The sequence below is a fragment of the Chthonobacter albigriseus genome, from assembly GCF_013839445.1.
GTDB lineage: Bacteria > Pseudomonadota > Alphaproteobacteria > Rhizobiales > Pleomorphomonadaceae > Chthonobacter > Chthonobacter albigriseus.
This window is the reverse complement of record NZ_JACDIT010000002.1, coordinates 357,269-380,571: the sequence shown is the minus strand read 5'-3', so window position 1 is coordinate 380,571 and position 23,303 is coordinate 357,269. Positions and strand designations below refer to the sequence as shown.

The window sequence follows — 23,303 nt, the reverse complement described above, 5'->3', positions numbered from 1 at the left end:
CGCCCGTCGGCCAGCTCAGGCGGCTTCGTTGTAGGGCCGGTTCCAGCGTGCCGCGCGGAGAGCGTCGGCCCACCACCACAGCCGGGCGAGGGTGGCGCGCATGGCCGCCTGCGGCCCTTCCGGCGCGAGCAGGCGCCCGTCCTCGCCGAACTGCTTCCAGGCATTGGGGAACATCACGCTGTCGCGGATCGTGACGGCGTGGAGCTCGGCGAAGACCTGCCGCAGCTGCTCGACGGCCCGCAACCCGCCCGACGCGCCGCCGTAGGAGACGAAGGCGACCGGCTTGGCGTTCCACTCCGCATAGGCGCGGTCGATGAGCGCCTTCAGGTCCGCCGGATAGCCGTGGTTGTACTCCGGGGTGACCACGATGAACGCGTCCGCATTCGCCACATGGGCCTTGAGCAGGCCAGCGCCGTCCCGCGTCGGTGGCAGCGCGGCGGGGTCTATGATGTCGAGGGAGAACCGCCCGTCGGCTTCGATCTCGGAGCGGGCCCAGGCCGAAACGGTGTCGCAGAAGCGACCTTCGCGGGCACTGCCGTAGACCAGGGCGAGATTGAGGGTGTCGTTCATGGGGAATGATGCTCCTTGCATATCCGTCGAGGAGCACCCTAGATAGAACCTCAACCATAGTTGAGGTCAAGGGGTCGCCATGGGCCGCGTGGATCCGAGCCGCTACCATCGCGAACTGACGGTCGGTGAAGTTGCCGAGCGCAGCGGGATCGCTGTCTCGACGTTGCACTTCTACGAGGCGAAAGGGCTGATCCGCAGTCATCGCACGGCCGGCAACCAGCGCCGCTACCACCGCGAGATCCTGCGCCGGGTGGCGATCATCAAGGTGGCGCAACGCACCGGGATTCCGCTCGCCGAGATCAAGGACGCCCTGTCGTCGCTGCCCGACGGGCGGACTCCGGACGCGGACGACTGGCAGCGGCTCTCCGCCGTCTGGAAAAGCGACCTCGACGACCGCATTGCTCGGCTTACAAAACTGCGTGATCACCTGAACGACTGCATCGGCTGCGGCTGCCTCTCCACCCGGTCCTGTCCGTTGCGCAACCCTTGGGACGAGTTGTCGGAGGAAGGATCGGGGCCACGGCTGCTGGAGCCCTGAGGCCAGACCGCGACGATGCGGGCAGCCTTGACCGCAGGCAGGTTTCCACTCTTCCTGGGCGGCCGAATACGAGCCGCCGGAGATCCCATGCCTGCACCCGAACTGACATCCTCTGCCGCCGACGTCGTGGTGATCGGCGCGGGCGCGGCGGGGATCGGGGCGGGGCGCCGGCTGCTGCAGGCCGGACGGTCCTTCGTGATCCTGGAGGCGCGCGAGCGCATCGGCGGGCGGGCCTGGACCGAGCGCGTCGGCGGCGACCCCATCGATTTCGGCTGCGGCTGGCTGCATTCGGCGGATCGCAACCCGTGGGTCGCCATCGCCGAGAGCCACGGGTTCGCGATCGACCGCAGACCGCCGACCTGGGGCGTGCAGGCCGGCGGAGTCGGCTTCAAGCCGGGCGAAGAGCAGGATCTCCAGGCCTCCATGGGCCGCTTCTTCGAGCGCCTGGAAGCGGAGGACGAGGACGGGCCGGACCGTCCCGCCGCCGACCTGCTGGAGCCGGGCGACCGCTGGTCGCCGCTGATCGACGCCGTGAACACCTACGTCAACGGGACGGAACTGTCGAAGACCTCGCTGCGCGACTACGTCCGCTACGCCGACACCGACGTGAACTGGCGCGTGCCCGACGGCTACGGCGCGGTGGTCGCCGCCCACGGCCGCGACCTGCCGGTACTGACGGGGTGTGCGGTGACCGCGGTGGACCATTCCGGCCGGACGATCCGCGTGGAGACGACTGGCGGCACCGTGGAGGCCCGCGCGGTGATCGTGACGCTTCCACCGACCTTGCTCGCCGCCGGCGCGGTCTGCTTCACGCCCGATCTGCCGGACAAGCGCGAGGCGGCGGAAGGGCTGCCGCTCGGCGTCGCGGACAAGCTGTTCCTGGCATTGGATCGGCCCGAGGAGCTGCCGGCCGGCCATGTCTTCGGACGAACCGACCGGGCTGGAACGGGCAGCTATCACCTGAAGCCTTTCGGCCGGCCGCTGATCGAGGGCTACTTCGGCGGAACGCTGGCCCGCGACCTGGAGGCCGGCGGCGTCGAGGCTTTCGCCGCCTTTGCGACGGACGAACTCGCCGGCCTGTTCGGCGAGGCGATCCGCGGACGGCTCCGGGTGGTCGCTGCGACGGCCTGGGCTTCCGATCCGCTGGCGCGTGGCTCCTATTCCGCCGCGCTCCCCGGACGGGCGGATGAGCGCGCGCGCCTGGCTGCGCCGGTCGACGGGCGGCTGTTCTTCGCCGGCGAGGCGACCTCTCGCCACGACTTCTCGACGGCGCACGGCGCGTACCGAACCGGCGTTCGCGCAGCGGAAGAGGCGCTGGCGGGGCTTGGACCGGCCTGACCGGTGGCGGCGGTCAGCCGAGCCGGGGGGCGTCGTCGCCGGAGCCCGGAGGGGTCTTCGGCGGATCCTTCTGCGGCCACTTGGCAAGCGCTGCGCGACCCTCGGCGGTCAGTTCGTAGACGCCGCGGCTCTTGCGGGCGAACCAGCCGTAGACGTTGCCGAACAGGATCTTCGGGGCGGTCGGCACCTTCGGGCTGATGTCGCGCGGCCGCAGCGGACCTTCGGAAAGCGCCGCGGCGCAGGCGAGCGCGTCCTGCCGATAGGCGGTCATGATCGGGGCGCGATTGCCGCCGCCGACCGCCGGGTCGCCCTGCCGGCGCCGGTGCTCGTCGACGAGGCGCGACCGGCGCTTGGGATCGCGGCGCGGTAGCGGCGCGGTGGGCGGAACGAGGATCTCCACGCCGCCCGCCGCGGTGACGCCGAGCAGGCCGAAGCCGAGGCGGCGGATCAGGTTGCGGAAGCGGGGATCCGATTCGCGGCCCTTGCCGCGCGCCGACATCGGCGCCGCGAGCCAGATCTCGTCCGCCGAGCCGGCGCGGTCGACGCCCTGCAGGACGAGTTCCAGGTTGAAGCTCATCTTGAGCTCGCCGATCACCACGATCGGCGGCTCGCCGTCGCGCAGCGCGACCACGTCGCAGCCGCCGACCTCGCCTTTGACGGCGAAGCCGAGGTCTTCCAGGAATCGTTTCACGGGGGCGTAGAGCTGGGTCTCCATCGCCCGTACCTGCCACAGGTGGCCGGTCCTTGAAAGGCCGGGCGGGGAAGGGCTGCTATGCCGCCCCGATCAGAACGCCGGCCGCCAGCACGAGCCCGCCGCCGAGGATGACCTGGAAGGCGGCGCGCAGGAACGGCGTCTCCATGTAGCGGTTCTGGATCCAGACGATCGCCCAGAGCTCCAGGAACACGACCACGAAGGCGAGGATCGTGGCGGTCCAGAAATTGGGGATCAGGTAGGGCAGGGCATGCCCGAGGCCGCCGAGTGCGGTCATCACACCCGAGGCGAGGCCGCGCTTCCAGGGCGCGCCGCGTCCGGACAGCTTGCCGTCGTCGTGCGCGGCTTCCGTGAAGCCCATCGAGATGCCCGCGCCGACCGACGCCGACAGGCCGACGAGAAAGGTCGTCCACGGGTCCTGCGTCGCGAAGGCGGTGGCGAAGATCGGCGCAAGGGTAGAGACCGAGCCGTCCATCAGCCCCGCGAGACCCGGCTGCACCCAGGTGAGCACGAACTGGCGGCGCGCCGCCTGGTCCTCGGTGGACTTCTCCTCCTCGCCGAGGTGCTCCGCGGCAAGGCCGGCCGCGGTCTTCTGGTGGCCCGCCTCGGCCGCGGCGAGGTCGCCGAGGAGCTTGCGCGTCCCGGCGTCGGTGGAGCGGGCGGCGGCGGCCAGATAGAAGGCGTGCGCCTGCCGCTCCATGTCCTCGGCCTCGTCGCGGATGCGGTCGAGCCCAAGGTTCTTCACCAGCCAGACCGGCTTGCGGGTGTAGTAGCCGGCCACGTGCTCGCGGCGGATCGGCACGACGAAGTCGCCGAAGCGCTGCTGGTAGGCGTCGATGAGCCGCCGGCGATGCCCGTCCTCCTCGGCGGCCATGCCGTCGAAAACGGCGGCGGACGACGGATACTCCGCCCGGAGCTGCGCCGCATAGGCCGCGTAGATCCGCCCGTCCTCCTCCTCCGAGGAGATCGCGAGGGCGAGCACCTCCTGCTCCGTGAGGTCGTCGAAGCGGCGCTTGCCGCCGAAGCCGGACAGCGAAAGACGGGACAGCATGGCCTCTCCGAGATTGGAATGGTTCTAATCTAATGATGACATAGACCCCGACCCGAGGTCGGTCAAGCAGCGCTGAAGCCCACGTCGGCACGCCGCTGCCGGTGATCGTTCGAGGTCTCTGCGACAGCCAGGTGGGGAACGATCGCAGCCTGGATCGGGGTTCCGCTCGCGCGCTTTGATCCAGGTCAACAGCAGCGGATCGGAACGGGCGTAGCGTCGTTGGGCAATTTAGGAGTTGCTAAAATGCTGAAACTCGCAGTGCTCATCTGGATCGTGCTCGGCACCACGCTCGCCGGATCGTTCGTGACGGTGGTGCTCACGGTCCCCGCGCTCTACGCCAAGGCGATGGAGAACATCCCGATCGCGGCCGGTGCGGGATTTGTCGTCGCGATCCCGTTCGCGGTGGTCATCGCCAAGAAGATCATGGCGCAGATTCCCTCGCGGACCTGATCGGTCGACTGAACCAACGGACACACAACGGCCGGACCGGGCTTCCCCGATCCGGCCGTTCCGCGTTCCGAGCCTGCCGTCCTCAGGTGCGGAGCACGCGGTAGATCGCCGGGATCACGAGGACCGTCAGCAGCGTGGATGAGGCGAGCCCGAACAGCAGCGAGATGGCCAGCCCCTGGAAGATCGGATCGGTCAGGATCACCGCCGCGCCGATCATCGCCGCCAGCGCGGTGAGCAGGATTGGTTTGAAGCGGATCGACCCTGCCTCGATCAGCACCTCGGTCAGCGGCTTGTCCGGCGAGGCGGAGTGTTTCACGAAATCGACGAGCAGGATCGAGTTGCGCACGATGATGCCCGCAAGCGCGATGAAGCCGATCATCGACGTGGCCGTGAAGGGCGCCGCGAACAGCCAGTGCCCGCCGAGGATGCCGATGAAGGTGAGCGGGATCGGCGTCAGGATGACGAGCGGCACCTTGAACGATCCGAACTGCGCGACGACCAGGATGTAGATGCCGAGCATCGCCACCCCGAAGGCCGCGCCCATGTCGCGGAAGGTGACCCAGGTCACCTCCCACTCGCCGTCCCATAGCAGGGTCGGCTTCGTCTCGTCGGCCGGCTGCCCGTGCAGCGCGATCTCCGGCTTGGCGAGCCCGGTCCAATCCTGCGCATCGAGCGCCTCCTGGACGGCGAGCATGCCGTAGAGCGGCGCTTCGTAGGCGCCCGCGAGTTCGGCGGTCACCATCTCCGCGAAGCGGCCGTTGTGGCGGAAGATCGGGAACGATGCGGTCTCCTTGCCGACGCGGACCACGTCGCCGAGTTCCACGACGCCGCGGTCGCCAGGCAGCACGTTGGCGGGGATCGGCGTGGAGAGGAACCGCTCGTCGACCACCTTCTCGCCCTTCGGGCGCTCCACTCGGATCGGGATGGGGGGGCGGCCGCCGCCCCGGTGCGAGTAGCCGACCGTCGCTCCGCCGTTGAGGATGGCGAGCGTGTCGAACACGTCGCTCTCCTCAACGTGGAAGAACTCCAGGTCGTCCGTGGAGATGGTGGTGCGCAGCCGCCGGGCGGGCGTGCCGAAGGAATTGTCGACGTCGACGATGAACGGCACGGACCGGAACGCGGCCTCCACCGTCTCCGCGGTGCGGCGTCGGGTGTCGGCGTCGGGGCCGTAGATCTCCGCCAGAAGCGTCGCCATCACCGGCGGGCCCGGCGGCGGCTCGACCACCTTCAGCGACGTGCCCGGCGGAACCGGGAGCGCGCTCACCCGCTGCCTGAGGTCGAGCGCGATCTGGTGCGAGGACCGCTCGCGTTCGGCCTTGGGCGTCAGGTTGAGCTGGACGTCGCCGAGCTGCGGCTCCGCACGGAGATAGGAGTGCCGGACGAGGCCGTTGAAGTTGAACGGCGCGGCGGTGCCGGCGTGGGTCTGCGCCGAGATCACCTCGGGCATCTCCAGCGCCGCGGCCGCGACCGCCTGGGCGACGGCGTCGGTCTGTTCGACCGACGAGCCTTCCGGCAGGTCGATGACGACGGCGAGCTCCGACTTGTTGTCGAACGGCAGCAGCTTCACCGTGACGTCCTTGGTGTAGAAGAGCGCCAGCGAGCCGAGCGTGAGCAATCCGACCACGATGAGGAACAGCCAGCTCGTCGCCTTCGACGACAGGATCGGCCGCGCGACGGCCGCGTAGGCCCGGCCGAGGGGGCCGCCGGTCGAATGGTCGCCGTGCGCGTGAACAGGCGCCTTGCCGGCCACCCTCAGCATCAGCCAGGGCGTGACGATCACCGCCACGAAGAAGGAGAAGATCATCGCCGCCGACGCGTTCGACGGGATCGGGCTCATGTAGGGCCCCATCATGCCGCTGACGAACAGCATCGGCAGCAGCGCCGCGACGACGGTGAGGGTGGCCACGATGGTCGGATTGCCGACCTCCGCGACCGCCTCGATGGCGGCCTCCCGCCGGTCGCGTCCGTCGTTCATGCCCCAGTGGCGGGCGATATTTTCGATCACCACGATGGCGTCGTCGACCAGGATCCCGATGGAGAAGATCAGCGCGAACAGCGACACGCGGTTGAGCGTGTAGCCCATCACGTTGGCCGCAAAGAGGGTGAGGAGGATCGTCACCGGAATGACGATGGCGACGACGAAGGCTTCCCGCCGGCCGATCGCGAACCAGACCAGCGCGATGATGGAAAGGGTCGCAAGGCCGAGATGGAAGAGGAGCTCGTTGGCCTTCTCGTTGGCGGTCTCGCCGTAGTCGCGCGTCACCTCCACGGCGACGGTCTCCGGGATGAGCGACCCCTTGAGGCTCTCCACCCGGTGCAGGATCTCCTCCGCGACGGTCACGGCATTGGACCCGGCGCGCTTGGCGACGGCGAGCGTGACCGCCGGAACGCGCTGGATTGCGCCGTCCGCGGTCCGCGTGACGCTGGAGACATGGAGGTCGGCGGTGTCGGTGACGAGCGAGACGTCGGCGACGTCGCGCACGTAGACCGGGCGGCCGTCGCGCGTGGTGAGGAGGAGGTTGCCGATCTCGGCCGGCGTCTGCAGCGTTTCGCCGGCGACCACCTCGATCTGCTGGCCGCCGTCGCGGACGAGCCCGGTGGAGAACGACCGGTTGGCGCCCGTGACCTTGCCCGAGAGCTGCTGCAGGGTGACGCCGGTCATCGCCAGCCGCTCCGGATCGGGCGCGATCCTGATCGCCTCGCCGGTCTCTCCGACGAGATAGCTGAGCCCGACGTTGTCGACCTTGGCGATCTCGGTGCGGAGCTCGCGGGCGATGCGGGTGAGGTCGTTGGCGGAGATCGTGGCGGCAGCGGCGGGCACGGGCGTCAGGGTGAGCGAGACGATCGCCACGTCGTCGATGCCGCGGCCGACGACCATCGGCTCCGGGATGCCGACGGGAATGCGGTCCATGTTGGCGCGCAGCTTGTCGTGGACGCGCAGCACCGCGGCGTCGGACGAGGTGCCGACCAGGAAGCGCGCGGTGACCATCACCGCGTCGTCGCGGGTCTGCGAGTAGACGTGCTCGACCCCATCGATCGCCTTGACGATTGTCTCCAGCGGTTCGGTGACGAGCTTGACCGCGTCCTCCGCCTTGAGACCGGGCGCGCGGACGTGGATGTCCACCATCGGGACGGAGATCTGCGGCTCCTCTTCGCGGGGGAGCGTGATCAGCGCGACCAGCCCCATGGCGAGCGCGGCGAGCAGGAACAGGGGCGTCAGCGCGGACCCGATGAAGGTGCGCGTCAGGCCGCCGGCGATGCCGAGCTTCATGGCGTGATCACCTCGTCGCCCGTGTGGAGCCCGGTCAGGACTTCGACGTCGGTGCCGGTGCGCTCGCCGACCACGACGACCCGTTCGATCTCGGCATCGCCGGCGCGGACGCGGACGAAGTCGATGCCCGAGCGGGTCGAGACGGCCGCGGCGGGAACGACGATCGCCTGACGAGCGCCGACGGGCACCCGGACGAGGAGGCGGGCGTCGACGAAGGCCGTGGGAAGCGCCTCCACCTCGACGTCGGCGATGACGCGGCCGTTTTCGATCTGCGGGTAGACCTTGGCGAGCCGACCCGTGGTGGGCGCCGAACCGGTCTCGATCTGCAGTGCGGCGCCTTCCTCCAGCATGGCGGCATGGCGCTCGGGAATGGCGAGGCGCAGGAAGAAGCCGCCGCCGCCGATCGTGGCGATCGCCTCGCCCGGCATGACGACCGCGCCTTTGGTGACGGGCACGGTCAGCACCTTGCCGTCCGCGGGCGCGATCACCTCGCCCTCTTGCCCCTGCTGGACCACCACCTGCCGCTGGGCTTCCGCCGCGGCGATCTGGTTGCGGAAGACATCGGTCTGGGTGCGGAGCTGATCGAGCCGCTGTGCGGTCGTGACGCCCTTCTCCACCAGCGCCTGGCCGCGGGCGAGCTCGGATTCGGCGTTGGCGAGCTGCGCCTGAAGCGCGCGAAGTTGCGCGTCCAAGGCGTTGACCTGGAATGCGATCTTGTCGTCGCGAACCGTTGCGATCCGCTGCCCGGCCTTGACCGCGTCTCCCTCGGTCACCTCAAGCGCGACCAGCGTGCCGCCGATCCGGGCGCGGGCGGGGATCAGGTCCCGCGCCTCCACCCGGCCGTAGACGGCCTTCCACTCCGGCACCGTGGTCGGAGCGACCGTGAGCGTGCCGGCGAAGGCAGCAGGAACCGCGGCGGAGAGGGCAAGGGCCAGGATCAGCGGACGCATGGGAGATCTCCGGTTCAGAAGGCGCAGCCCGGCTTGATCCCGAGCGCCTTGAACACCGTCGCGGCCGGGCAGAAGCCGGTGAAGGCCGACTGGATCAGGTTGAACCCGATGAAGACGGTGAACCAGACGAAGTAGGGGGAAACATACGCCGTGAGGACGACGGACAGCAGCACCATCACACCGGCGAAGGCGAGAACGGATCGGTCGAGGGTCATGGAAACACTCCGTGAGTTAGTAGATTAGTAGATACTAAAATACAAGAGGCATTGCAAGGGGGAGATGAAGGCGATCGCTTCGATTTTCAGGGCCGGGACCATCACCTGGACCCGACCGCCGGCGGAAGTCCGGCGATCGGGCCCAGGGCCGCTGGCGGTCGCCCGCACAGCGGAAGCCGACCGCTAGCGGGTGAGCGGGAAACCGTGCGCGCGCCAGGCGGAGATGCCGCCGGCCATGTGCGTGTCGTGCGGCAGGCCAAGCGCCTTGGCGAGCGCCACCGCCTGCCCGGACCTGGCGCCGGACAGGCAGTAGAACACCACGGGCTTGTCGGAGGGCAGGGTGCCCGCCAGGTCGCGGAGCCTGGAGAGCGGCGCGTGGATCGCGCCGGCGATCCGCCCCTGCGCCCACTCGCCGGCCTCCCGCACATCGACGAGACGGATCGCACCGGACTCGGCCAGGGACCGCGCTTCTTCGGGCGAGACCGTCTTGGCCGCCGGGCGGGAGAAACCGAACATGCACTTACTCCAAAGTGTATTTGTATTTTCGTATTCGCTAATATACCGTACGTCTCCTGAGCCGCAAGACCCCTTCTGCGGGAATGCGGCGAATGGTCCCCGAAACGGGGCGCATGGATCGGGAGGATCCGGAAATGGCACGTGTTGCAGTCCTCGGCGCCGGCTTGGGCGGCGTCATCATGGCCTACGAACTGCGCGATATCCTGGGGCGCGACCACGAGATCGCGGTCGTCAACAAGGGGTCGAAATACTCCTTCGTGCCGTCGAATCCGTGGGTCGCCGTCGGCTGGCGCGACCGGGAATCGATCGAGGTCGATCTGGCCCCCGTCTTCGCCAAGCGCGACATCGCCCTCCACCCGGAAGGCGCGGCCCGCCTCCACCCCGCGGAGAACCGGATCGAACTGGTGGGCGGCCAGTCCGTATCCTACGACTTCCTCGTCATCGCCACCGGCCCGGACCTTGCCTTCGACGAGATCGAGGGTTTCGGGCCGGAGGGGCACACGCAGTCGATCTGCCACGTCGACCACGCGCTGAAGGCCAAGGAAGCCTTCGACCAGTTGGTGAAGAACCCCGGGCCGGTGATCATCGGCGCGGCCCAGGGCGCCTCGTGCTACGGCCCGGCCTACGAATTCACCTTCGTGCTCGACAAGGCGCTGCGTGACGCCAAGGTGCGCGACCGCGTGCCGATGACCTTCGTGACCGCCGAACCCTACGTCGGCCACCTCGGCCTCGACGGTGTCGGCGATACGAAGTCGCTGCTCGAAAGCGAGATGCGCCAGCACCACGTGAAGTGGGTCACCAACGCCAGGATCGACAAGGTCGAGGCGGGGACGATGCATGTCAGCGAACTTGCTGACGACGGCTCGCTGAAGGCCGCCCATGACCTGCCGTTCGCCTATTCGATGATCCTGCCGGCCTTCCGCGGCGTGGCCGCCGTGCGCGGCATCGAGGGCCTCACCAACCCGCGCGGCTTCATCCTGGCCGACCGGCACCAGCGCAACCCGGCCTTCAGGAACGTCTTCTCCGTCGGCGTCTGCGTCGCCATTCCCCCGGTCGGCAAGACGCCGGTGCCGGTCGGCGTGCCGAAGACCGGCTTCATGATCGAGAGCATGGTGACGGCGACGGCCCACAACATCGCCCGTCTGGTGGACGGTCGCGAGCCGGACGCCGAGGCGACCTGGAACGCGGTCTGCCTCGCCGACTTCGGCGACGGGGGCGTCGCCTTCGTGGCCCAGCCGCAGATACCGCCCCGCAACGTCAACTGGTCCTCGTCCGGCAAGTGGGTCCACGCCGCGAAGATCGGCTTTGAGAAGTACTTCCTGCGCAAGATCCGCATCGGCAAGTCTGAGCCGTTCTACGAGAGGCTCGCCCTGCAGGCGCTCGGGATCGATAAACTGAAGGCGATCAAGGTCGACGAGCGCACCTGACTTATTTATCCTGCGCCCGCCGCTCCTCGGGGGGGCGGGCAGGCCTGGCTCGGATCCGCTGCGGCAGTCGCTGCCGGTTCCCCGTGCCACGCCGCCAGGAGACTTGATGATGACGGGTCGCGTTGCGCCGCCAAACACCGTGCCATGGCCGCCGCTTTTGCTGCTGATGGCGCTGGTGGGCGCGTTCCTGATGGAGCAGATGGCACCGACGGCACTCGGGCTGCCCCATACCCTTGGCTGGATTCTGGTTCTGGTCGGACTGAGCCTGGATGCCTGGGCGGTGCTGACGATGATCCGCGCCGAGACCAACGTGCTGCCGCACCGGCCGGCGGAGCACTTCGTGACAACCGGCCCCTTCGCCTTCACGCGCAATCCGATCTACCTGGGGAACACGATCCTGGTGATCGGACTCGGCATCGGGCTCGGCTCGATGTGGACCGTGGTGGCCGCCTTCGTCATGGCCGTCGCCGTGCAGCGCCTCGCGATCGAGCGCGAGGAGGTGCATCTGCGCGAACAGTTCGGCCGCGCCTGGGACGCCTACAAGGCGCAGACCCCCCGCTGGCTCGGCATCCGGCGCAAGGCCTGACCTCAGCGGCAGTAGATGTCGTAGAGAACGGAGATCAGCCGCCGCGCGTCGTCCGAGGCGAGCCGGTAGTAGATCGTCTGCCCGTCGCGCCGGGTCGCCACGATGCCGAGGTCGCGCAGCCGCGCCAGATGCTGCGACAGCGCGGAGTGGCCAAGCCCGACCGCTTCCGCCAGCGCGCCGACGGACATCTCGCGATCGACCAGCCGGCAGAGCGCCATCAGCCGTTTCGTCTGGCCGAGCGCGGCGAGCAGGCGGGCTGCCTGTTCGGCCTTTCCTTCCAGGATATCGAGTTCGGACGCGGGGCTGTCGCAGAGGGTCGGGACGGGTGTGGTCATGCTGCTAAGGTATATGAGTAATCGCTAAAATACAAGAGTCCGGCTTGGCCGCCCGATTTCGCCGCACCTGCGCAACTCCAGACGAGAGAAGCAGCCGGCCGGGCCCGAGCGATCAGCCCTCGCGGCAGAGCATTCTGACGAAGGCGCGCTTGAGCGGCCGCAGTTCGCCTGCTGGATCCCAAGCCACCATGAACCGGGAGGTCAGGCCCCAGTCGGCCGGCCGCACCGCCCGCATGCGACCCGCTAGCACCCAACGCTCGGCCGCGTGGTCGGGCAGGAAGCCCACATAGCGGCCGGAGAGCACCAGGATCTCCTGCGCCTCCATGTTGGAGACGCTGGCGTTGGCGGTCGCCTTGCCGAAGCGATAGACGTCGTCGAAGTAGCGGTAGGCACGCACGGAGAAGCGGGCCGCCTGGAAGTCGGCGCGCGTGATCGTCGCGTCCTCCCGATCGAACCAGGGGTGCTCGCGCCCGCAGTAGAGCGAGTGCTGTTCGACAATCACCTCGCGGTACTCCAGCGCCGGAACCGATTGCGACAACGGACCGATCACCACGTCGCGCCGGCCCTCGGTGAGGCTGCGCTCAAGCGTCTGCGGGGTGGTGACCTCCAGGTCCACGAACACGTCGGGATAGGCCTCGCCGAAGAGGGCGATCGCCCGGTCCAGGCCGATCCCCGCTGAGGAAACGACCGTATCGATCACGCCAATGCGGAAGCGCTGGCTCTCCGTCCCATGCACGCGGCCCATCCGCGCCTCGAAGGACTCGATCGAGCGGAACAGGTCCTGCGCGCCCTCGTAGGTTTCCTCGCCGGCGCGCGTCAGCTTGAAGCCGCCGCGCCCGCGCTCACAGAGCCGCGATCCGAGCTTCGCCTCCAGGCTGGCGATATGGGTGGAGAGGGTGGATTGCGAGATGTTGAGCGCGATCTGCGCATTCTGGAAGCCGTTGCACTCCACGACGGTGGCGAAGATCTTCAGGAGCCTGAGGTCGATCCCGCTTAGCCGCCGCATGCCGCGCCTCATTCACATTGACGAAAATCGATGAAAGCCCGCCGAACTTCGTGATTCAAGCGAAATGAAATGCGGCGTTAGCTTGACCATCCGGAAACCTGACTTTCCGCCATGAGGAGCCGATCGCATGCGTCGCTTTTTCGCCTCCGCCGCCCTGGCCGCCGTAATTGCGGCCACGGTTTCCGCCCTTCCCGCACAGGCCGAGGACAAGATCCGCGCGCTGGCGCCGACCTGGGTCGGCTTTGCGCCCGCCCTCGTTGCAAACACCCTCGGCTACTATGCCGAGGAGGGGTTGGAGGTCGACTTCAAGTTCGAGGATGATCGAAGCAACGTGCTCGCCGCCTACGCCCGCGGCGACATCGAGGTGGACATGCGGACCGTCGGCGAGCACCAGGGCCGCCCGCGCGACGCCTCGACGCCCGGCATCATCATCGGCACCATCGACCTTTCCGTCGGCGGCGACGGCGTTGTGGCCGACGGCTCGATCGCCTCGGTCGCCGACCTCAAGGGCAAGACGGTGGCGGTGGAGCCGAACATCCCGGCCCGCCTCCTCCTGCAGATGGAACTCGCCAAGGCCGGCCTGTCGCTGAAGGACGTGGACCTGAAGGAGATCGCCACCGCCGACACCCTCGCCGTCTTCGCCGACGAGAGCGTCGCGGCCGTGGGCACCTACGAGCCCTTCATGAGCCAGTCGGTCAAGGCGATCACCAACCGCAACCCGAAGATCCTCGTGTCGTCCAAGGACGCGCCGGGCCTGATCATCGACATCATCACCGCCCGCCAGGACGACCTCGCCGCCAATCCGGAGAAGTACAGGAAGTTCCTGCGCGGCATCTACCGCGCCGTCGACTTCTACAAGAAGGACCCCGCCAAGTTCGCCGAACTGGCCGCGCCCTTCTACGGCCTGACGCCGGCCGAGGTGACCGAGATCATCGACACCTCGCTCGGCTACACCACCTACGAGGACGCCGTCGCCTACCTCGGCACCAAGGAGCAGCCGGGCACGCTGCACGGCTTCTTCGACCAGGTGATGCAGCTCAACCTCGACTACGGCGCTGCCGACGTGAAGCTGGACGCCGCCCAGCAGATCGACCCCTCCGTGCTGACCGGCCTGTTCGACGGCGCCAAGCGCTGACCCGATCCTGAACGCTGGGGGTGCCGGGAATGGCGGGGATCGGGGCACGGGTGCCGGTGGCCGGCATCGTCTTCGGGGCGGCGCTCGTCGCCCTGTGGGAGGGAGCGGCGCGTTCGGGGCTCGTCGCGCCGCTCTTCCTGCCGCCGCCCTCGGTCGTGCTCGCCACGCTCGTCGAGATGGCCACCTCCCGCGACCTCCTCTACCACGCGGGTGTCTCCACCGCCCGCGTCTGGACCGCCTTCCTGATCGCCGCGATGATGGCGGTTCCGATCGGCATCCTGATGGGCAGCTACAAGCTGGCCGGGCGGTCGCTGGAGCCGACCATCGACTTCATCCGCTACCTGCCCGTTCCGGCCCTGGTGCCGCTCGCCATCATCTGGTTCGGGGTGGGGGAGGAGACCAAGATCTTCCTCCTGTGGATGGGCACCTTCTTCCAGCTGGTGCTGCTGGTGGCCGACGACGTTCGCCGGGTGCCGCACGAATATGGGGAACTCGCCGCCACGCTCGGCGCGCCGAAGGCCCGTGCGCTCGCAGACGTGACGTTGCCAGCCATGCTGCCGACACTCTGGGACAACATGCGCGTCACCCTCGGCTGGTGCTGGAGCTATGTCATCGTGGCCGAGATCGTCGCGGCCGACAGCGGCCTGGGCTTCGTCATCTGGCAGGCGCGCCGCTATTTCAAGACGCCGGAGGTGATGGCCGGCGTGATCGCCATCGGCATCATTGGCCTGCTCACCGACCAGATCCTGAGGGCCCTGCACGCCCGGCTCTTTCCCTATCTGACCCGGTGACGTCATGAGCCATCTCGTCTTCGATGCCGTCACCAAGACCTTCCAGAGCCGAACCGGCCCGATCCCGGTGGTGGAGCCCTTCGACCTGGAGGTCGCCAAGGGCGAGATCGTCGTGTTCCTGGGCCCCTCCGGCTGCGGCAAGACCACGCTGATGCGCATGGTGGGCGGCCTGGAGACGCCGACCACGGGCGCGATCCGCCTCGGCGGCGCCGTGCTCGGCAAGCCCGACCGGCGGCGCGGCATGGTGTTCCAGTCCTACAGCTCCTTCCCCTGGCTGACCGTGGAGGAGAACGTCGCCTTCGGCATGCGCTACCGCGGCGATCTTGGTGCGGCGGAGAAGCGGGACCGGGCGCGCCACTTCCTCGGCGTGGTCGGCCTGACCGAGTTCGCGGCGAGCTACCCGAACCGCATCTCCGGCGGCATGCGACAGCGCGTGGCGATCGCCCGCACGCTCGCCGCCGGCTCCGACGTGCTCTTGATGGACGAGCCCTTCGGCGCGCTCGACGCCCAGCGCCGCGAGCAGCTGCAGGTGGAGCTCCGCCGCATCCTGGAAGCGGACGCCAAGACGATCGTCTTCGTGACCCATGACGTGGAGGAGGCGGCCTTCCTCGCCGACCGCGTGGTGGTGTTCACCCGCCGTCCGGCGCGCACGCTGGCCCTTGTCGACGTGACGGCGCGGCTCGGCGCTCACCGCGACCTGGAAACGCGCGACAGCCGCGCCTTCTTCGAGCTGAGGAGCGAACTCCTCCATCTCGTCCGCTCCACCGCGGAGGACACCTGACATGACCCTTCCTGGCCTCAAGGCCAAGCGCGTGCTGGTGACCGGCGCGAGCCGCGGCATCGGCGAGGCGGTGGCTGCGGCCTTCGTGGCGGCCGGAGCGGAGGTCATCATCCTCGCCGAGGACCCCGCCGTGGAGGACACGGCCCGACGCATCGGGGCGGTCGGCCACGTCGCCGACATCGCCGACGAGAAGGCGGTCGCCCGTGTCGCGGCGCTGATCCCCGCGCTCGACGTGCTCGTCAACAACGCCGGGCTGGAGCGGATGACGCCGATCGACGACGCGGGCGCAACCATGCTGGCCGTCTTCCGCCGGGTGATCGAGGTGAACGTCGTCGGCACCACGATCGTCACGCAGGCGATGCTGCCGGCAATGGGCTCCGGCGGGCGGATCATCAACACGGCCTCCATCTGGGGCCGCGTCGCCGAGCCGATGTTCGGCGCCTACGTCGCCTCCAAGCACGCGGTGATCGGGCTGACCAAGACCTGGGCCAAGGAACTCGGCCCGCGCGGCATCGCCGTCAACGCCGTCGCGCCCGGCTGGGTGCGCACGGAAGGCTCGATGCGCTCGGCGACCGTCATCGCCGCCCGCACCGGCCGGTCGGAGGCGGACGTCGTGGGCCAGGTGGAAGCCGCGCAGGCGCTTGCCGGCGGGCTGATGGAACCGCCTGACGTGGTCGGGCCCTACCTCTATCTTGCATCGGACCTCGCCCGGAACGTCACCGGGCAGACGCTCGGCATCGACCGGGGCGAGGTGCCCTGGTGACCTGTCTTTCCCCTTCCAGCGGAGGCCGCTGATGGACGCGTTTGACCCCGAATTCCTGCCTGTATCGGGCTTCGACCTGCCGCGCTTTGCCGGCATTCCGACCTTCATGCGCCTGCCTAACCCGAAGTCGCTCGACGGCATCGAAGTGGGCATCGTCGGCGTGCCCTGGGACGGCGGCACCACCAACCGGCCTGGCGCCCGCCACGGGCCACGCGCGCTGCGCGATGCGTCGACGATGATCCGCATGGTCAACCAGTCGACCGCCGCCGCGCCCTTCCACACCGCCCGCTGCGCCGACGTGGGCGACGTCGGCCCCAACCCGGCCAGCCTCGACGACACGCTCGTGCGCATCAAGCGCTTCTACGACGGCCTGATGGCGGCCGGCGTGACCCCGTTAACCGCCGGCGGTGACCACCTCTCGACGCTTCCCGTGCTGCGCGCCGTCGCAGCCGGCGGGGCGATCGGCATGATCCACTTCGACAGCCATACCGACCTCTACGACGACTATTTCGGCGGTTACAAGCTGACCCATGGCACCCCCTTCCGCCGCGCGGTGGAGGAGGGTCTGCTGGATCCCAAGCGCATCGTCCAGATCGGCATCCGCGGCTCCACCTACGACGGCGAGGACCGTGAGTTCGCCGCCGAGGTGGGCGTGCGCATCGTCGGCATCGAGGAACTGATGGACCGCGGCCCGGAGGCCGTGATGGCCGAGGCGCGGCAGATCGTCGGCGACAAGCCGGTCTACATCTCCTTCGACATCGACGGCATCGATCCGGCGCAGGCGCCCGGCACCGGCACGCCAGAGATCGGCGGCTTCTCGACCCATACCGCCCAGCGCATGGTCCGCGCCCTCGACGGCCTCGACATCGTCGGCGCCGACCTGGTGGAAGTCTCGCCGCCCTTCGACGTCGGCGGCATCACCGCCTTCGTCGGCGCGTCGATCCTGTTCGAACTGCTCTGCGTGACGGCCAACGCGGTCGCTCGCCGCAAGGGCCGCGCCCCGGTCGTCAACGAACGCCTCGCCAAGATCCTGCGGAGAGCCTGACCGTGACCGACACGCCCAACGTCAAGAATGCCTACGAGACCGGACGGCTGAACCTGCCGTTCGTCGGCATCTGCACCTTCGGCAAGTGGCCCTACGTGGCCGACTGGGACGCCATCGACGCGGACGTCTGCGTCCTCGGTGCGCCGTTCGACTTCGGCACTCAGTGGCGGGCGGGCGCCCGGCTGGGACCGCGTGCGATCCGCGAGGCCTCCACGCTGTTCTCCTTCGGCCACGGCGGCGCCTACGACCACGAGGACGACGTCGTCTACCTGCCGGCGGGCCTGAAGCTGCTCGATCTCGGCGACGCCGACATCGTCCATACCGACACGATGAAGAGCCACGCCAACATCGAATACGGCGTGCGCAAGATCCTTGAGGCCGGCGCGCTGCCGGTGGTGCTCGGCGGCGACCACTCGATCAACATTCCTTGCATCAACGCCTTCGAGGGCTACGGCGACATTCACCTCGTCCAGGTCGACGCCCACCTGGACTTTGTCGACGAGCGGCACGGCGTGCGCTACGGCCACGGCAATCCGATGCGTCGGGCGGCGGAGAAGCCCTACGTCACAGGCCTCTCGCAGATCGGCATCCGCAACGTTTCCTCCACCGCCAAGGAGGGCTACGACGACGCCCGCCGCATGGGCTCCGACATCCTCTCCGTCCGCCATCTCCGCAAGATGGGCGTCGAGGCCGTGCTGGAGCGGATCCCGGCCGGCAAGCGCTACTACGTCACCATCGACATCGACGGCTTCGACCCCTCGATCGCACCCGGCACCGGCACGCCTTCGCATGGCGGCTTCCTCTACTACGAGGTGCTCGAACTCCTCGCCGGGCTCGCCAAGCGCGGCACGGTGGTGGGCGTCGACCTCGTCGAGGTCGCCCCTGACTACGACCACACCGGCACCACGGCGATCCTCGCCGCGCAGATCCTGATGAACTTCATCGGCCGCATCCTCCACGCGCGGGGCGCGAAATAGCCGGACTGAAGAGGAGGGGTTCCTATGCCGTCTTTGCAGGGAAAGCGCGCGCTGGTCACCGGCGCGGCAAGCGGCATCGGGCTCGCCTCGGCCGAGGCGCTGATCGCGGCGGGCGCGGCGGTGGTCGGGCTCGACCGCCAGTCGCCGCACGGCCAGGCGTTCCCGGCCGTGATCGCCGACCTCCGCGACGAAGCGGCGGTCGTGGCGGCGGTGGCTGAAGCGGTGCGCCTGATGGACGGGCTCGACATCCTCGTCAACGTCGCCGGCGTGATGCAGGAGGCGCGGCTGGAGGATGTGACGGCCGAGCACATCGCCTTGCACTTCGACGTCAACGTGCGCGGTACGATCTTTGCGACGCGGGAAGCGCTGAAGGTCATGGGGGAGGGCGCCCGCATCATCAACTTCGCCTCCGAACTCGCCGCGCTGGGCCGCCAGAACGCGTCCGTCTACGTCGCGACCAAGGCCGCGATCGTCGGGCTCACCCGCTCGTGGGCGCGCGAGCTCGCCCCGCGCGGCATCCTCGTCAACGCGGTCGCGCCCGGTCCGACCGACACCCCGCTGCTCGCCTTCGACGCCATGACCGACGAACAGAAGGCGCTGGAATTGACCCAGCCGCTCGGCCGGCTTGGACGGCCCAGCGAGATCGCCGACGCCGTCGTCTTCCTCGCCGGACCGGGCGCCACCTTCATCACCGGCCACACGCTCGCCGTGAATGGCGGCGCGGCCATGACCTGACCACCGCCGACAAAAGGACGCCGCCGATGATCCAGAACCCGATCCCCTGGCCGAACGGCGCCCGCTGCGCCGCCTGCCTCACCTTTGACATGGACGCCGACAGCCTGATCCACCTGGATTTCCCGACCAGCGGCCACGAGCGCGTGTCGGCGATCTCCTGGCTGCGCTACGGCCCGACCGTTGCCATCCCGCGCATCGTGGAGACCTACCGCCGGCTCGGCATCCGCCAGACCTTCTTCGTGCCGGCCTGGTGCATGGAGCAGTATCCCGACGCGGTGGAGACGATCCTGAAGGACGGCAACGAGATCGGCCACCACAGCTATATTCACGAGAACCCGGTGGAGCAGACGCGCGACGACCAGGCCCACTGGCTGGACGCCGGCATCGACGTCCACGTCCGCATGACCGGCCGCAAGCCGCGCGGCTACCGCGCGCCGCTCTACAACTTCTCGGCCTCGACGCTCGACCTGCTCTTGGAGCGCGGCTTTGCCTATGACACGTCGCTGATGGGCGACGACATCCCCTATCTGCTGGAGAGCCGCGAGACCGGCGGCCGCCTCGTCGAACTGCCGACGCACTGGGGCCTCGACGACTGGCCGCAGTGGGTGCAGACCTTCGACCTCGACTACAAGATGCCGATCCGCTCGCCCTCCAGCGGCTTCCAGATCTACGCCGAGGAGTTCGAGGCCGCCTATCGCTACGGCACGCTCTGGGTGCCGGTGCTCCATCCTTTCGCCACCGGGCGTCTCGCGCGCTGGCACGTCTTCTCCGAGTTCCTGGAGAAGGCGGTCGCGCGCGGCGACGTCTGGTTCGCGCCGATGGAGGAGATTGCCGCCCACGTGAAGGCGGTCACCGACAGCGGTGAATACACGCCCCGCCTGGAACTGCTGCCGCAGTATACGGCGCCGATCGGCCGCGCGCTGCCGCGCCGCCGTTGAGAAACGGGGCGCCGGGACCCAAAAGGTCCCGGCGCATCTGTCGTCAGGTGAGATCGGGCAGGGTGGTCTCGATCACGCTCCGCCGCGACTCCAGGAAAGCCGGAAGCTTCAGCGCGGTGCCGAGCGCGTCCGCGGCCTCGTCCGCCGCAAAACCCGGCGCATCGGTCGCGATCTCGAACAGCACCCCGCCGGGCTCGCGGAAGTAGACCGAGCGGAAGTAGTTGCGGTCCTTCTGCTCGGTGGCGGCGATGCCGTGCTCCTCCCGCAACCGCTTCACCATCGCCGCCTGCGCGGCATCGTCCGCCGCCCGGAAGGCGACGTGGTGCACCGTGCCCCGGCCGAGCCGACCGCGCGGGAAGCCGCCGACGGCCCGCAGGTCCACCACCGCGCCGGCCGCCGCGCTAGGCGCCCGCAGCCGCGTGATCACGCCCTCCGTGCCCTCGGTCTGGAAGCCGAGCACGTTGGTGAGGATCCGCGCGGTCGGCGCTGCGTCCGCCAGAAGCAGCGTCACGCCGTAGGTGCCGCGGATGGCATGCTCGACCGGCACCGGGCTGCCGGCCCACGCGGGCTCGCCCGCCGCGCCGGCGATGCCGACGAGGGCGAGGCGCATGCCGTCCGGATCCTTGAAGCCGACGATGGTCTCGCCGAACCGCTTCTCCGGCTTGTCGTGCTCGACGCCCTTCTCGATCAGCCGGTGCATCCACCAGCCGAGCGACTCCTGCGGCACGCGCAGAAGCGTCTCCTGCGTTTCGCCGATGCCGATCCGCCCGGGCGCGGCATGCGCCCACGGGAAGAAGGTGATGATCGAGCCCGGGCTGCCGGCCTCGTCGCCGAAGTAGAGGTGGTAGGTGCCGGGGTCGTCGAAGTTCACGGTCTTCTTGACGAGCCGGAGCCCGAGCACCTCGGTGTAGAAGGCGAGGTTGCGCCGGGCCGGGCCGGAAATGGCCGTGACGTGGTGGATACCGGGAGTGCTCATGGACGGATCTCCGCATGGGAAAGGGCAGGGTGCCCGTTGCCATGAGAGGTAGAGCGCCCGGCGGCAAAGCGTGAGGGGCCGCCACGTTGATCCACCGTCAACGCCGGGTGAACGATGATGGTGTCCGCTTCAGGTCTGATCGTCCGCAGGATGCCAAAGGTCGTCGGGACCGCGCGCCAGCAAAGGCGAGCGGATCGCGCCGCGCACCCGGCCCGAGACGCCCGGCGACACCGCGTCGGTGGCCGCGACCCACCGCTCCGTCTGCAGCATGGCGGCGACGATCCCGACCGGCACCACCCCGGCCCGCGCCAGAAGCCGCAGCACGGACGCCATCGACGCGCCGCTGGAGAGCACGTCGTCGATGACGAGCACTCGCTGTCCGATGATCAACGGCAGCATCCGCGGGTCGAGAAAGATCCGCTTGGCCTGGTCCGGCGTGGTGATCGAGCGGAGCGGTTCGGAGAGATCGTCGCGATACCAGAACTTGCGCGAGGTACCGAGCGGCACCATGCGCCCGTGACCCAGCCGCCGCGCCACGTTGGCGGCGAGCGGGAGACCGAGCGTGGGCACGCCGACCAACACGTCGGCCTCAAATGGACGGGCGAGGGCGGTCATCGCGGCGGCGAGCGCGTCCTCTACGGCGAAGCTCGCCTGGTTGACGATCAGCGAGGCGACTGCGCGGTCGCCCGCGCCCGGCAGAACCCGGATCGGCAGCATCAGCCGCGATCCGTCCGGCAGGACGGCAGGAAAGGCATCCGAATACCCGTGCATCCCCGGGGCCCTGGACGGCGCCGGCGGCAGGATCTCCTGCCAGAAGTGATGCGGTTCGATCGGCATGGCGGACGGGTCGCGGGTGACAAGGGCGTCCGCCTGCATAACCGATCCGCACTGGATCGTCGCCATGAACATCGCTACAAGGCCGCTCCCCCGGGATGGAGACGGATGATGGCGGCCTGCGGCCTCGACTTCGGAACCTCGAACACCACGCTGGGCGTCGCCGCCGACGGCGAGCCGCGGCTGGCCGCGCTGGAAGGCGACGCGGTGACGATCCCGAGCGCCATCTTCTATGGCCGCGCCGGCGGCCCGGTGATCGGCCGCGCCGCGATCGAGGCCTATGTCGACGGCCACCACGGCCGGCTGATGCGCGCGCTGAAGTCGGTGCTCGGCGGCGCCCTGATCGACGAGACGACGCAGGTCGGACGCCAGCGGCTGAAGTTCCGCGACGTGATCGCCGCCTACGTCGGCCAGATTCGCGCGCGCGGCGAGGCGGCGGCCGGCCGGCCGCTGGACGCGGTGGTGCACGGCCGGCCGGTGCACTTCGTCGATGGCGATCCGGACGGCGACCGGCGGGCGGAGGATACCCTCCGCGCCATCGCCGGGGAGGTCGGCTTCCGCGAGGTGTCGTTCCAGTTCGAGCCGATCGCGGCCAGCCTCGACTACGAACGGCAGATCGACCGTGAGGAGTTGGCGCTGATCGCCGACATCGGCGGCGGCACGTCGGACTTTTCGATCGTGCGCCTCAGCCCCGAGCGGCGCGGCCGCGACGAGCGCGCCGACGACATCCTCGCCAACGACGGCGTACGGGTCGGCGGCACCGACTTCGACCGCCTGTTCAGCCTGGGCGTGGTGATGCCGCTGCTCGGCTATCGCAGCGCCCTGAAGCGGCCCGGCCTGATGATGCCTGCCGGCTACTTCCACGACCTCGCCACCTGGTCGGCGATCAACCGGCTCTACGAGCCCAAGGTCCTGCGCGACCTGCGCGAGTTGGAGCGCGACGCCGCCGATCCAGCCGCTGTCGGCCGCCTGGTCCGCACCGTGGAGGACGAGCGTGGCCACACGCTCGCCATCGAGGTCGAGGCCGCCAAGATCGCCGTCGCCGACACTGGAGCCACCGCCATCGCGCTCGACTGGCTGGAGCCGGGTCTCGCCGCCGCGGCCGACCACCGCGCGCTCGTCGCCCATACCGAGACGCTGGCGGATCGCATTGCGGCGCGGATCGGCGCCTGCCTGATAGAGGCGGGCGTCGGCGCGGAGGCCATCGACGCGGTATTCCTCACCGGCGGCTCCACGCGCCTCTCCCACGTCCGGAACGCGATCGTCGCCTGCGTGCCCGATGCACGCGTGGTGGAGGGCGACACCTTCGGCTCGGTCGGCATCGGCCTCACCATCGAGGCCCGCCGCCGCTACGGATGAAAGC

The 23,303-nt window shown here is 69.3% G+C and carries 25 protein-coding genes; 14 read left to right on the top strand and 11 right to left on the bottom strand.

All coding sequences use genetic code 11. The annotated features are described in order from the left end of the window. Positions 1 to 15: 15 nt before the first annotated feature. A complete protein-coding gene (locus tag HZ321_RS09940) occupies positions 16 to 570 on the bottom strand; it encodes an NADPH-dependent FMN reductase (RefSeq protein WP_181702127.1) in 555 nt (184 codons plus the stop codon). A gap of 79 nt (positions 571 to 649) precedes the next feature. On the opposite strand from HZ321_RS09940, the gene soxR reads away from it, so the two are divergent. Next, on the top strand, positions 650 to 1,108 hold the full coding sequence (gene soxR, locus HZ321_RS09935) for a redox-sensitive transcriptional activator SoxR (protein ID WP_181702126.1): 459 nt from the start codon (positions 650 to 652) through the stop codon (positions 1,106 to 1,108). Positions 1,109 to 1,195: 87 nt separating this feature from the next. Next, a complete protein-coding gene (locus HZ321_RS09930) occupies positions 1,196 to 2,446 on the top strand; it encodes a flavin monoamine oxidase family protein (protein ID WP_244635749.1) in 1,251 nt (416 codons plus the stop codon). Positions 2,447 to 2,459: 13 nt separating this feature from the next. On the opposite strand, the gene HZ321_RS09925 is transcribed toward HZ321_RS09930, so the two are convergent. Next, positions 2,460 to 3,161, bottom strand: coding sequence for a DUF2161 domain-containing phosphodiesterase (locus HZ321_RS09925; RefSeq protein ID WP_181702125.1), 702 nt, complete (start codon positions 3,159 to 3,161; stop codon positions 2,460 to 2,462). Between the two features lie 55 nt (positions 3,162 to 3,216). Beyond that, the gene (mbfA, locus tag HZ321_RS09920) at positions 3,217 to 4,209 is read right to left on the bottom strand and encodes an iron exporter MbfA (RefSeq protein WP_181702124.1); all 993 of its coding nucleotides are present in this window, start codon (positions 4,207 to 4,209) and stop codon (positions 3,217 to 3,219) included. A 243-nt stretch (positions 4,210 to 4,452) separates the two neighbouring features. Here mbfA and HZ321_RS09915 point away from each other — a divergent pair, with 243 nt between their 5' ends. Continuing rightward, on the top strand, positions 4,453 to 4,659 hold the full coding sequence (locus tag HZ321_RS09915; RefSeq protein WP_181702123.1) for a hypothetical protein: 207 nt from the start codon (positions 4,453 to 4,455) through the stop codon (positions 4,657 to 4,659). An 82-nt stretch (positions 4,660 to 4,741) separates the two neighbouring features. Here HZ321_RS09915 and HZ321_RS09910 read toward each other — a convergent pair whose 3' ends face one another. From HZ321_RS09910 to HZ321_RS09895, 4 genes are all read right to left on the bottom strand, one after another. After that, positions 4,742 to 7,930 (bottom strand): efflux RND transporter permease subunit, encoded by a 3,189-nt coding sequence (locus tag HZ321_RS09910; RefSeq protein WP_181702122.1) that lies wholly within the window; start codon positions 7,928 to 7,930, stop codon positions 4,742 to 4,744. Then, a complete protein-coding gene (locus HZ321_RS09905; protein WP_181702121.1) occupies positions 7,927 to 8,880 on the bottom strand; it encodes an efflux RND transporter periplasmic adaptor subunit in 954 nt (317 codons plus the stop codon). Before HZ321_RS09905 ends, HZ321_RS09910 begins: the two co-directional genes overlap by 4 nt. 14 nt (positions 8,881 to 8,894) lie before the next feature. After that, positions 8,895 to 9,095 carry a YgaP family membrane protein gene (locus HZ321_RS09900; RefSeq protein WP_181702120.1) on the bottom strand — a complete coding sequence of 67 codons (201 nt, stop codon included), beginning with the start codon at positions 9,093 to 9,095 and terminating at the stop codon, positions 8,895 to 8,897. Positions 9,096 to 9,278: 183 nt separating this feature from the next. Next, positions 9,279 to 9,611: a rhodanese-like domain-containing protein gene (locus tag HZ321_RS09895; RefSeq protein WP_181702119.1), complete on the bottom strand. Its 333-nt coding sequence runs from the start codon at positions 9,609 to 9,611 to the stop codon at positions 9,279 to 9,281. Between the two features lie 134 nt (positions 9,612 to 9,745). Here HZ321_RS09895 and HZ321_RS09890 point away from each other — a divergent pair, with 134 nt between their 5' ends. Beyond that, complete coding sequence (locus tag HZ321_RS09890; protein ID WP_181702118.1) at positions 9,746 to 11,038, top strand: NAD(P)/FAD-dependent oxidoreductase; 1,293 nt, start codon at positions 9,746 to 9,748, stop codon at positions 11,036 to 11,038. 109 nt (positions 11,039 to 11,147) lie between these two features. Then, positions 11,148 to 11,624 (top strand): methyltransferase family protein, encoded by a 477-nt coding sequence (locus tag HZ321_RS09885; RefSeq protein ID WP_181702117.1) that lies wholly within the window; start codon positions 11,148 to 11,150, stop codon positions 11,622 to 11,624. Positions 11,625 to 11,626: 2 nt separating this feature from the next. Here HZ321_RS09885 and HZ321_RS09880 read toward each other — a convergent pair whose 3' ends face one another. Continuing rightward, positions 11,627 to 11,959 carry an ArsR/SmtB family transcription factor gene (locus HZ321_RS09880; RefSeq protein WP_181702116.1) on the bottom strand — a complete coding sequence of 111 codons (333 nt, stop codon included), beginning with the start codon at positions 11,957 to 11,959 and terminating at the stop codon, positions 11,627 to 11,629. A gap of 112 nt (positions 11,960 to 12,071) precedes the next feature. Continuing rightward, positions 12,072 to 12,965, bottom strand: a complete 894-nt coding sequence (locus HZ321_RS09875; RefSeq protein ID WP_181702115.1) for a LysR family transcriptional regulator — start codon at positions 12,963 to 12,965, stop codon at positions 12,072 to 12,074. 127 nt (positions 12,966 to 13,092) lie between these two features. On the opposite strand from HZ321_RS09875, the gene HZ321_RS09870 reads away from it, so the two are divergent. From HZ321_RS09870 to HZ321_RS09835, 8 genes are read left to right on the top strand one after another with little or no spacing between them, the layout of a single operon-like run. Then, positions 13,093 to 14,100 carry an ABC transporter substrate-binding protein gene (locus HZ321_RS09870; RefSeq protein ID WP_181702114.1) on the top strand — a complete coding sequence of 336 codons (1,008 nt, stop codon included), beginning with the start codon at positions 13,093 to 13,095 and terminating at the stop codon, positions 14,098 to 14,100. Between the two features lie 29 nt (positions 14,101 to 14,129). Then, complete coding sequence (locus HZ321_RS09865; protein WP_181702113.1) at positions 14,130 to 14,891, top strand: ABC transporter permease; 762 nt, start codon at positions 14,130 to 14,132, stop codon at positions 14,889 to 14,891. Between the two features lie 4 nt (positions 14,892 to 14,895). Then, a complete protein-coding gene (locus HZ321_RS09860) occupies positions 14,896 to 15,672 on the top strand; it encodes an ABC transporter ATP-binding protein (RefSeq protein ID WP_181702112.1) in 777 nt (258 codons plus the stop codon). Position 15,673: 1 nt separating this feature from the next. Next, positions 15,674 to 16,435 (top strand): SDR family NAD(P)-dependent oxidoreductase, encoded by a 762-nt coding sequence (locus HZ321_RS09855; protein ID WP_181702111.1) that lies wholly within the window; start codon positions 15,674 to 15,676, stop codon positions 16,433 to 16,435. Positions 16,436 to 16,466: 31 nt separating this feature from the next. Further along, positions 16,467 to 17,480 carry an agmatinase gene (speB, locus tag HZ321_RS09850; protein ID WP_181702110.1) on the top strand — a complete coding sequence of 338 codons (1,014 nt, stop codon included), beginning with the start codon at positions 16,467 to 16,469 and terminating at the stop codon, positions 17,478 to 17,480. A gap of 2 nt (positions 17,481 to 17,482) precedes the next feature. Next, positions 17,483 to 18,457 (top strand): agmatinase, encoded by a 975-nt coding sequence (gene speB, locus HZ321_RS09845; protein ID WP_342343832.1) that lies wholly within the window; start codon positions 17,483 to 17,485, stop codon positions 18,455 to 18,457. A gap of 24 nt (positions 18,458 to 18,481) precedes the next feature. Further along, positions 18,482 to 19,192 (top strand): SDR family NAD(P)-dependent oxidoreductase, encoded by a 711-nt coding sequence (locus HZ321_RS09840; protein WP_181702109.1) that lies wholly within the window; start codon positions 18,482 to 18,484, stop codon positions 19,190 to 19,192. A gap of 26 nt (positions 19,193 to 19,218) precedes the next feature. Further along, complete coding sequence (locus HZ321_RS09835; protein WP_181702108.1) at positions 19,219 to 20,130, top strand: polysaccharide deacetylase family protein; 912 nt, start codon at positions 19,219 to 19,221, stop codon at positions 20,128 to 20,130. Between the two features lie 43 nt (positions 20,131 to 20,173). On the opposite strand, the gene HZ321_RS09830 is transcribed toward HZ321_RS09835, so the two are convergent. Both HZ321_RS09830 and HZ321_RS09825 read right to left on the bottom strand, forming a co-directional pair. Further along, complete coding sequence (locus HZ321_RS09830; RefSeq protein ID WP_181702107.1) at positions 20,174 to 21,106, bottom strand: ring-cleaving dioxygenase; 933 nt, start codon at positions 21,104 to 21,106, stop codon at positions 20,174 to 20,176. 129 nt (positions 21,107 to 21,235) lie between these two features. Then, entirely contained in the window at positions 21,236 to 22,015 is a 780-nt protein-coding gene (locus HZ321_RS09825) for a phosphoribosyltransferase (protein ID WP_425305386.1), read from the bottom strand. Between the two features lie 36 nt (positions 22,016 to 22,051). Between HZ321_RS09825 and HZ321_RS09820 the strand changes: the two genes are divergently transcribed. Further along, complete coding sequence (locus HZ321_RS09820; protein WP_181702199.1) at positions 22,052 to 23,299, top strand: Hsp70 family protein; 1,248 nt, start codon at positions 22,052 to 22,054, stop codon at positions 23,297 to 23,299. The last annotated feature ends 4 nt before the right edge of the window (positions 23,300 to 23,303 follow it).

Coding starts and splice junctions, on each gene's coding strand:
- HZ321_RS09940 (WP_181702127.1), bottom strand. CDS start 570: ATGAACGACACCCTCAATCTCGCCCTGGTCTACGGCAGTGCCCGCGAA.
- soxR (WP_181702126.1), top strand. CDS start 650: ATGGGCCGCGTGGATCCGAGCCGCTACCATCGCGAACTGACGGTCGGT.
- HZ321_RS09930 (WP_244635749.1), top strand. CDS start 1,196: ATGCCTGCACCCGAACTGACATCCTCTGCCGCCGACGTCGTGGTGATC.
- HZ321_RS09925 (WP_181702125.1), bottom strand. CDS start 3,161: ATGGAGACCCAGCTCTACGCCCCCGTGAAACGATTCCTGGAAGACCTC.
- mbfA (WP_181702124.1), bottom strand. CDS start 4,209: ATGCTGTCCCGTCTTTCGCTGTCCGGCTTCGGCGGCAAGCGCCGCTTC.
- HZ321_RS09915 (WP_181702123.1), top strand. CDS start 4,453: ATGCTGAAACTCGCAGTGCTCATCTGGATCGTGCTCGGCACCACGCTC.
- HZ321_RS09910 (WP_181702122.1), bottom strand. CDS start 7,930: ATGAAGCTCGGCATCGCCGGCGGCCTGACGCGCACCTTCATCGGGTCC.
- HZ321_RS09905 (WP_181702121.1), bottom strand. CDS start 8,880: ATGCGTCCGCTGATCCTGGCCCTTGCCCTCTCCGCCGCGGTTCCTGCT.
- HZ321_RS09900 (WP_181702120.1), bottom strand. CDS start 9,095: ATGACCCTCGACCGATCCGTTCTCGCCTTCGCCGGTGTGATGGTGCTG.
- HZ321_RS09895 (WP_181702119.1), bottom strand. CDS start 9,611: ATGTTCGGTTTCTCCCGCCCGGCGGCCAAGACGGTCTCGCCCGAAGAA.
- HZ321_RS09890 (WP_181702118.1), top strand. CDS start 9,746: ATGGCACGTGTTGCAGTCCTCGGCGCCGGCTTGGGCGGCGTCATCATG.
- HZ321_RS09885 (WP_181702117.1), top strand. CDS start 11,148: ATGACGGGTCGCGTTGCGCCGCCAAACACCGTGCCATGGCCGCCGCTT.
- HZ321_RS09880 (WP_181702116.1), bottom strand. CDS start 11,959: ATGACCACACCCGTCCCGACCCTCTGCGACAGCCCCGCGTCCGAACTC.
- HZ321_RS09875 (WP_181702115.1), bottom strand. CDS start 12,965: ATGCGGCGGCTAAGCGGGATCGACCTCAGGCTCCTGAAGATCTTCGCC.
- HZ321_RS09870 (WP_181702114.1), top strand. CDS start 13,093: ATGCGTCGCTTTTTCGCCTCCGCCGCCCTGGCCGCCGTAATTGCGGCC.
- HZ321_RS09865 (WP_181702113.1), top strand. CDS start 14,130: ATGGCGGGGATCGGGGCACGGGTGCCGGTGGCCGGCATCGTCTTCGGG.
- HZ321_RS09860 (WP_181702112.1), top strand. CDS start 14,896: ATGAGCCATCTCGTCTTCGATGCCGTCACCAAGACCTTCCAGAGCCGA.
- HZ321_RS09855 (WP_181702111.1), top strand. CDS start 15,674: ATGACCCTTCCTGGCCTCAAGGCCAAGCGCGTGCTGGTGACCGGCGCG.
- speB (WP_181702110.1), top strand. CDS start 16,467: ATGGACGCGTTTGACCCCGAATTCCTGCCTGTATCGGGCTTCGACCTG.
- HZ321_RS09840 (WP_181702109.1), top strand. CDS start 18,482: ATGCCGTCTTTGCAGGGAAAGCGCGCGCTGGTCACCGGCGCGGCAAGC.
- HZ321_RS09835 (WP_181702108.1), top strand. CDS start 19,219: ATGATCCAGAACCCGATCCCCTGGCCGAACGGCGCCCGCTGCGCCGCC.
- HZ321_RS09830 (WP_181702107.1), bottom strand. CDS start 21,106: ATGAGCACTCCCGGTATCCACCACGTCACGGCCATTTCCGGCCCGGCC.
- HZ321_RS09825 (WP_425305386.1), bottom strand. CDS start 22,015: ATGTTCATGGCGACGATCCAGTGCGGATCGGTTATGCAGGCGGACGCC.
- HZ321_RS09820 (WP_181702199.1), top strand. CDS start 22,052: ATGGCGGCCTGCGGCCTCGACTTCGGAACCTCGAACACCACGCTGGGC.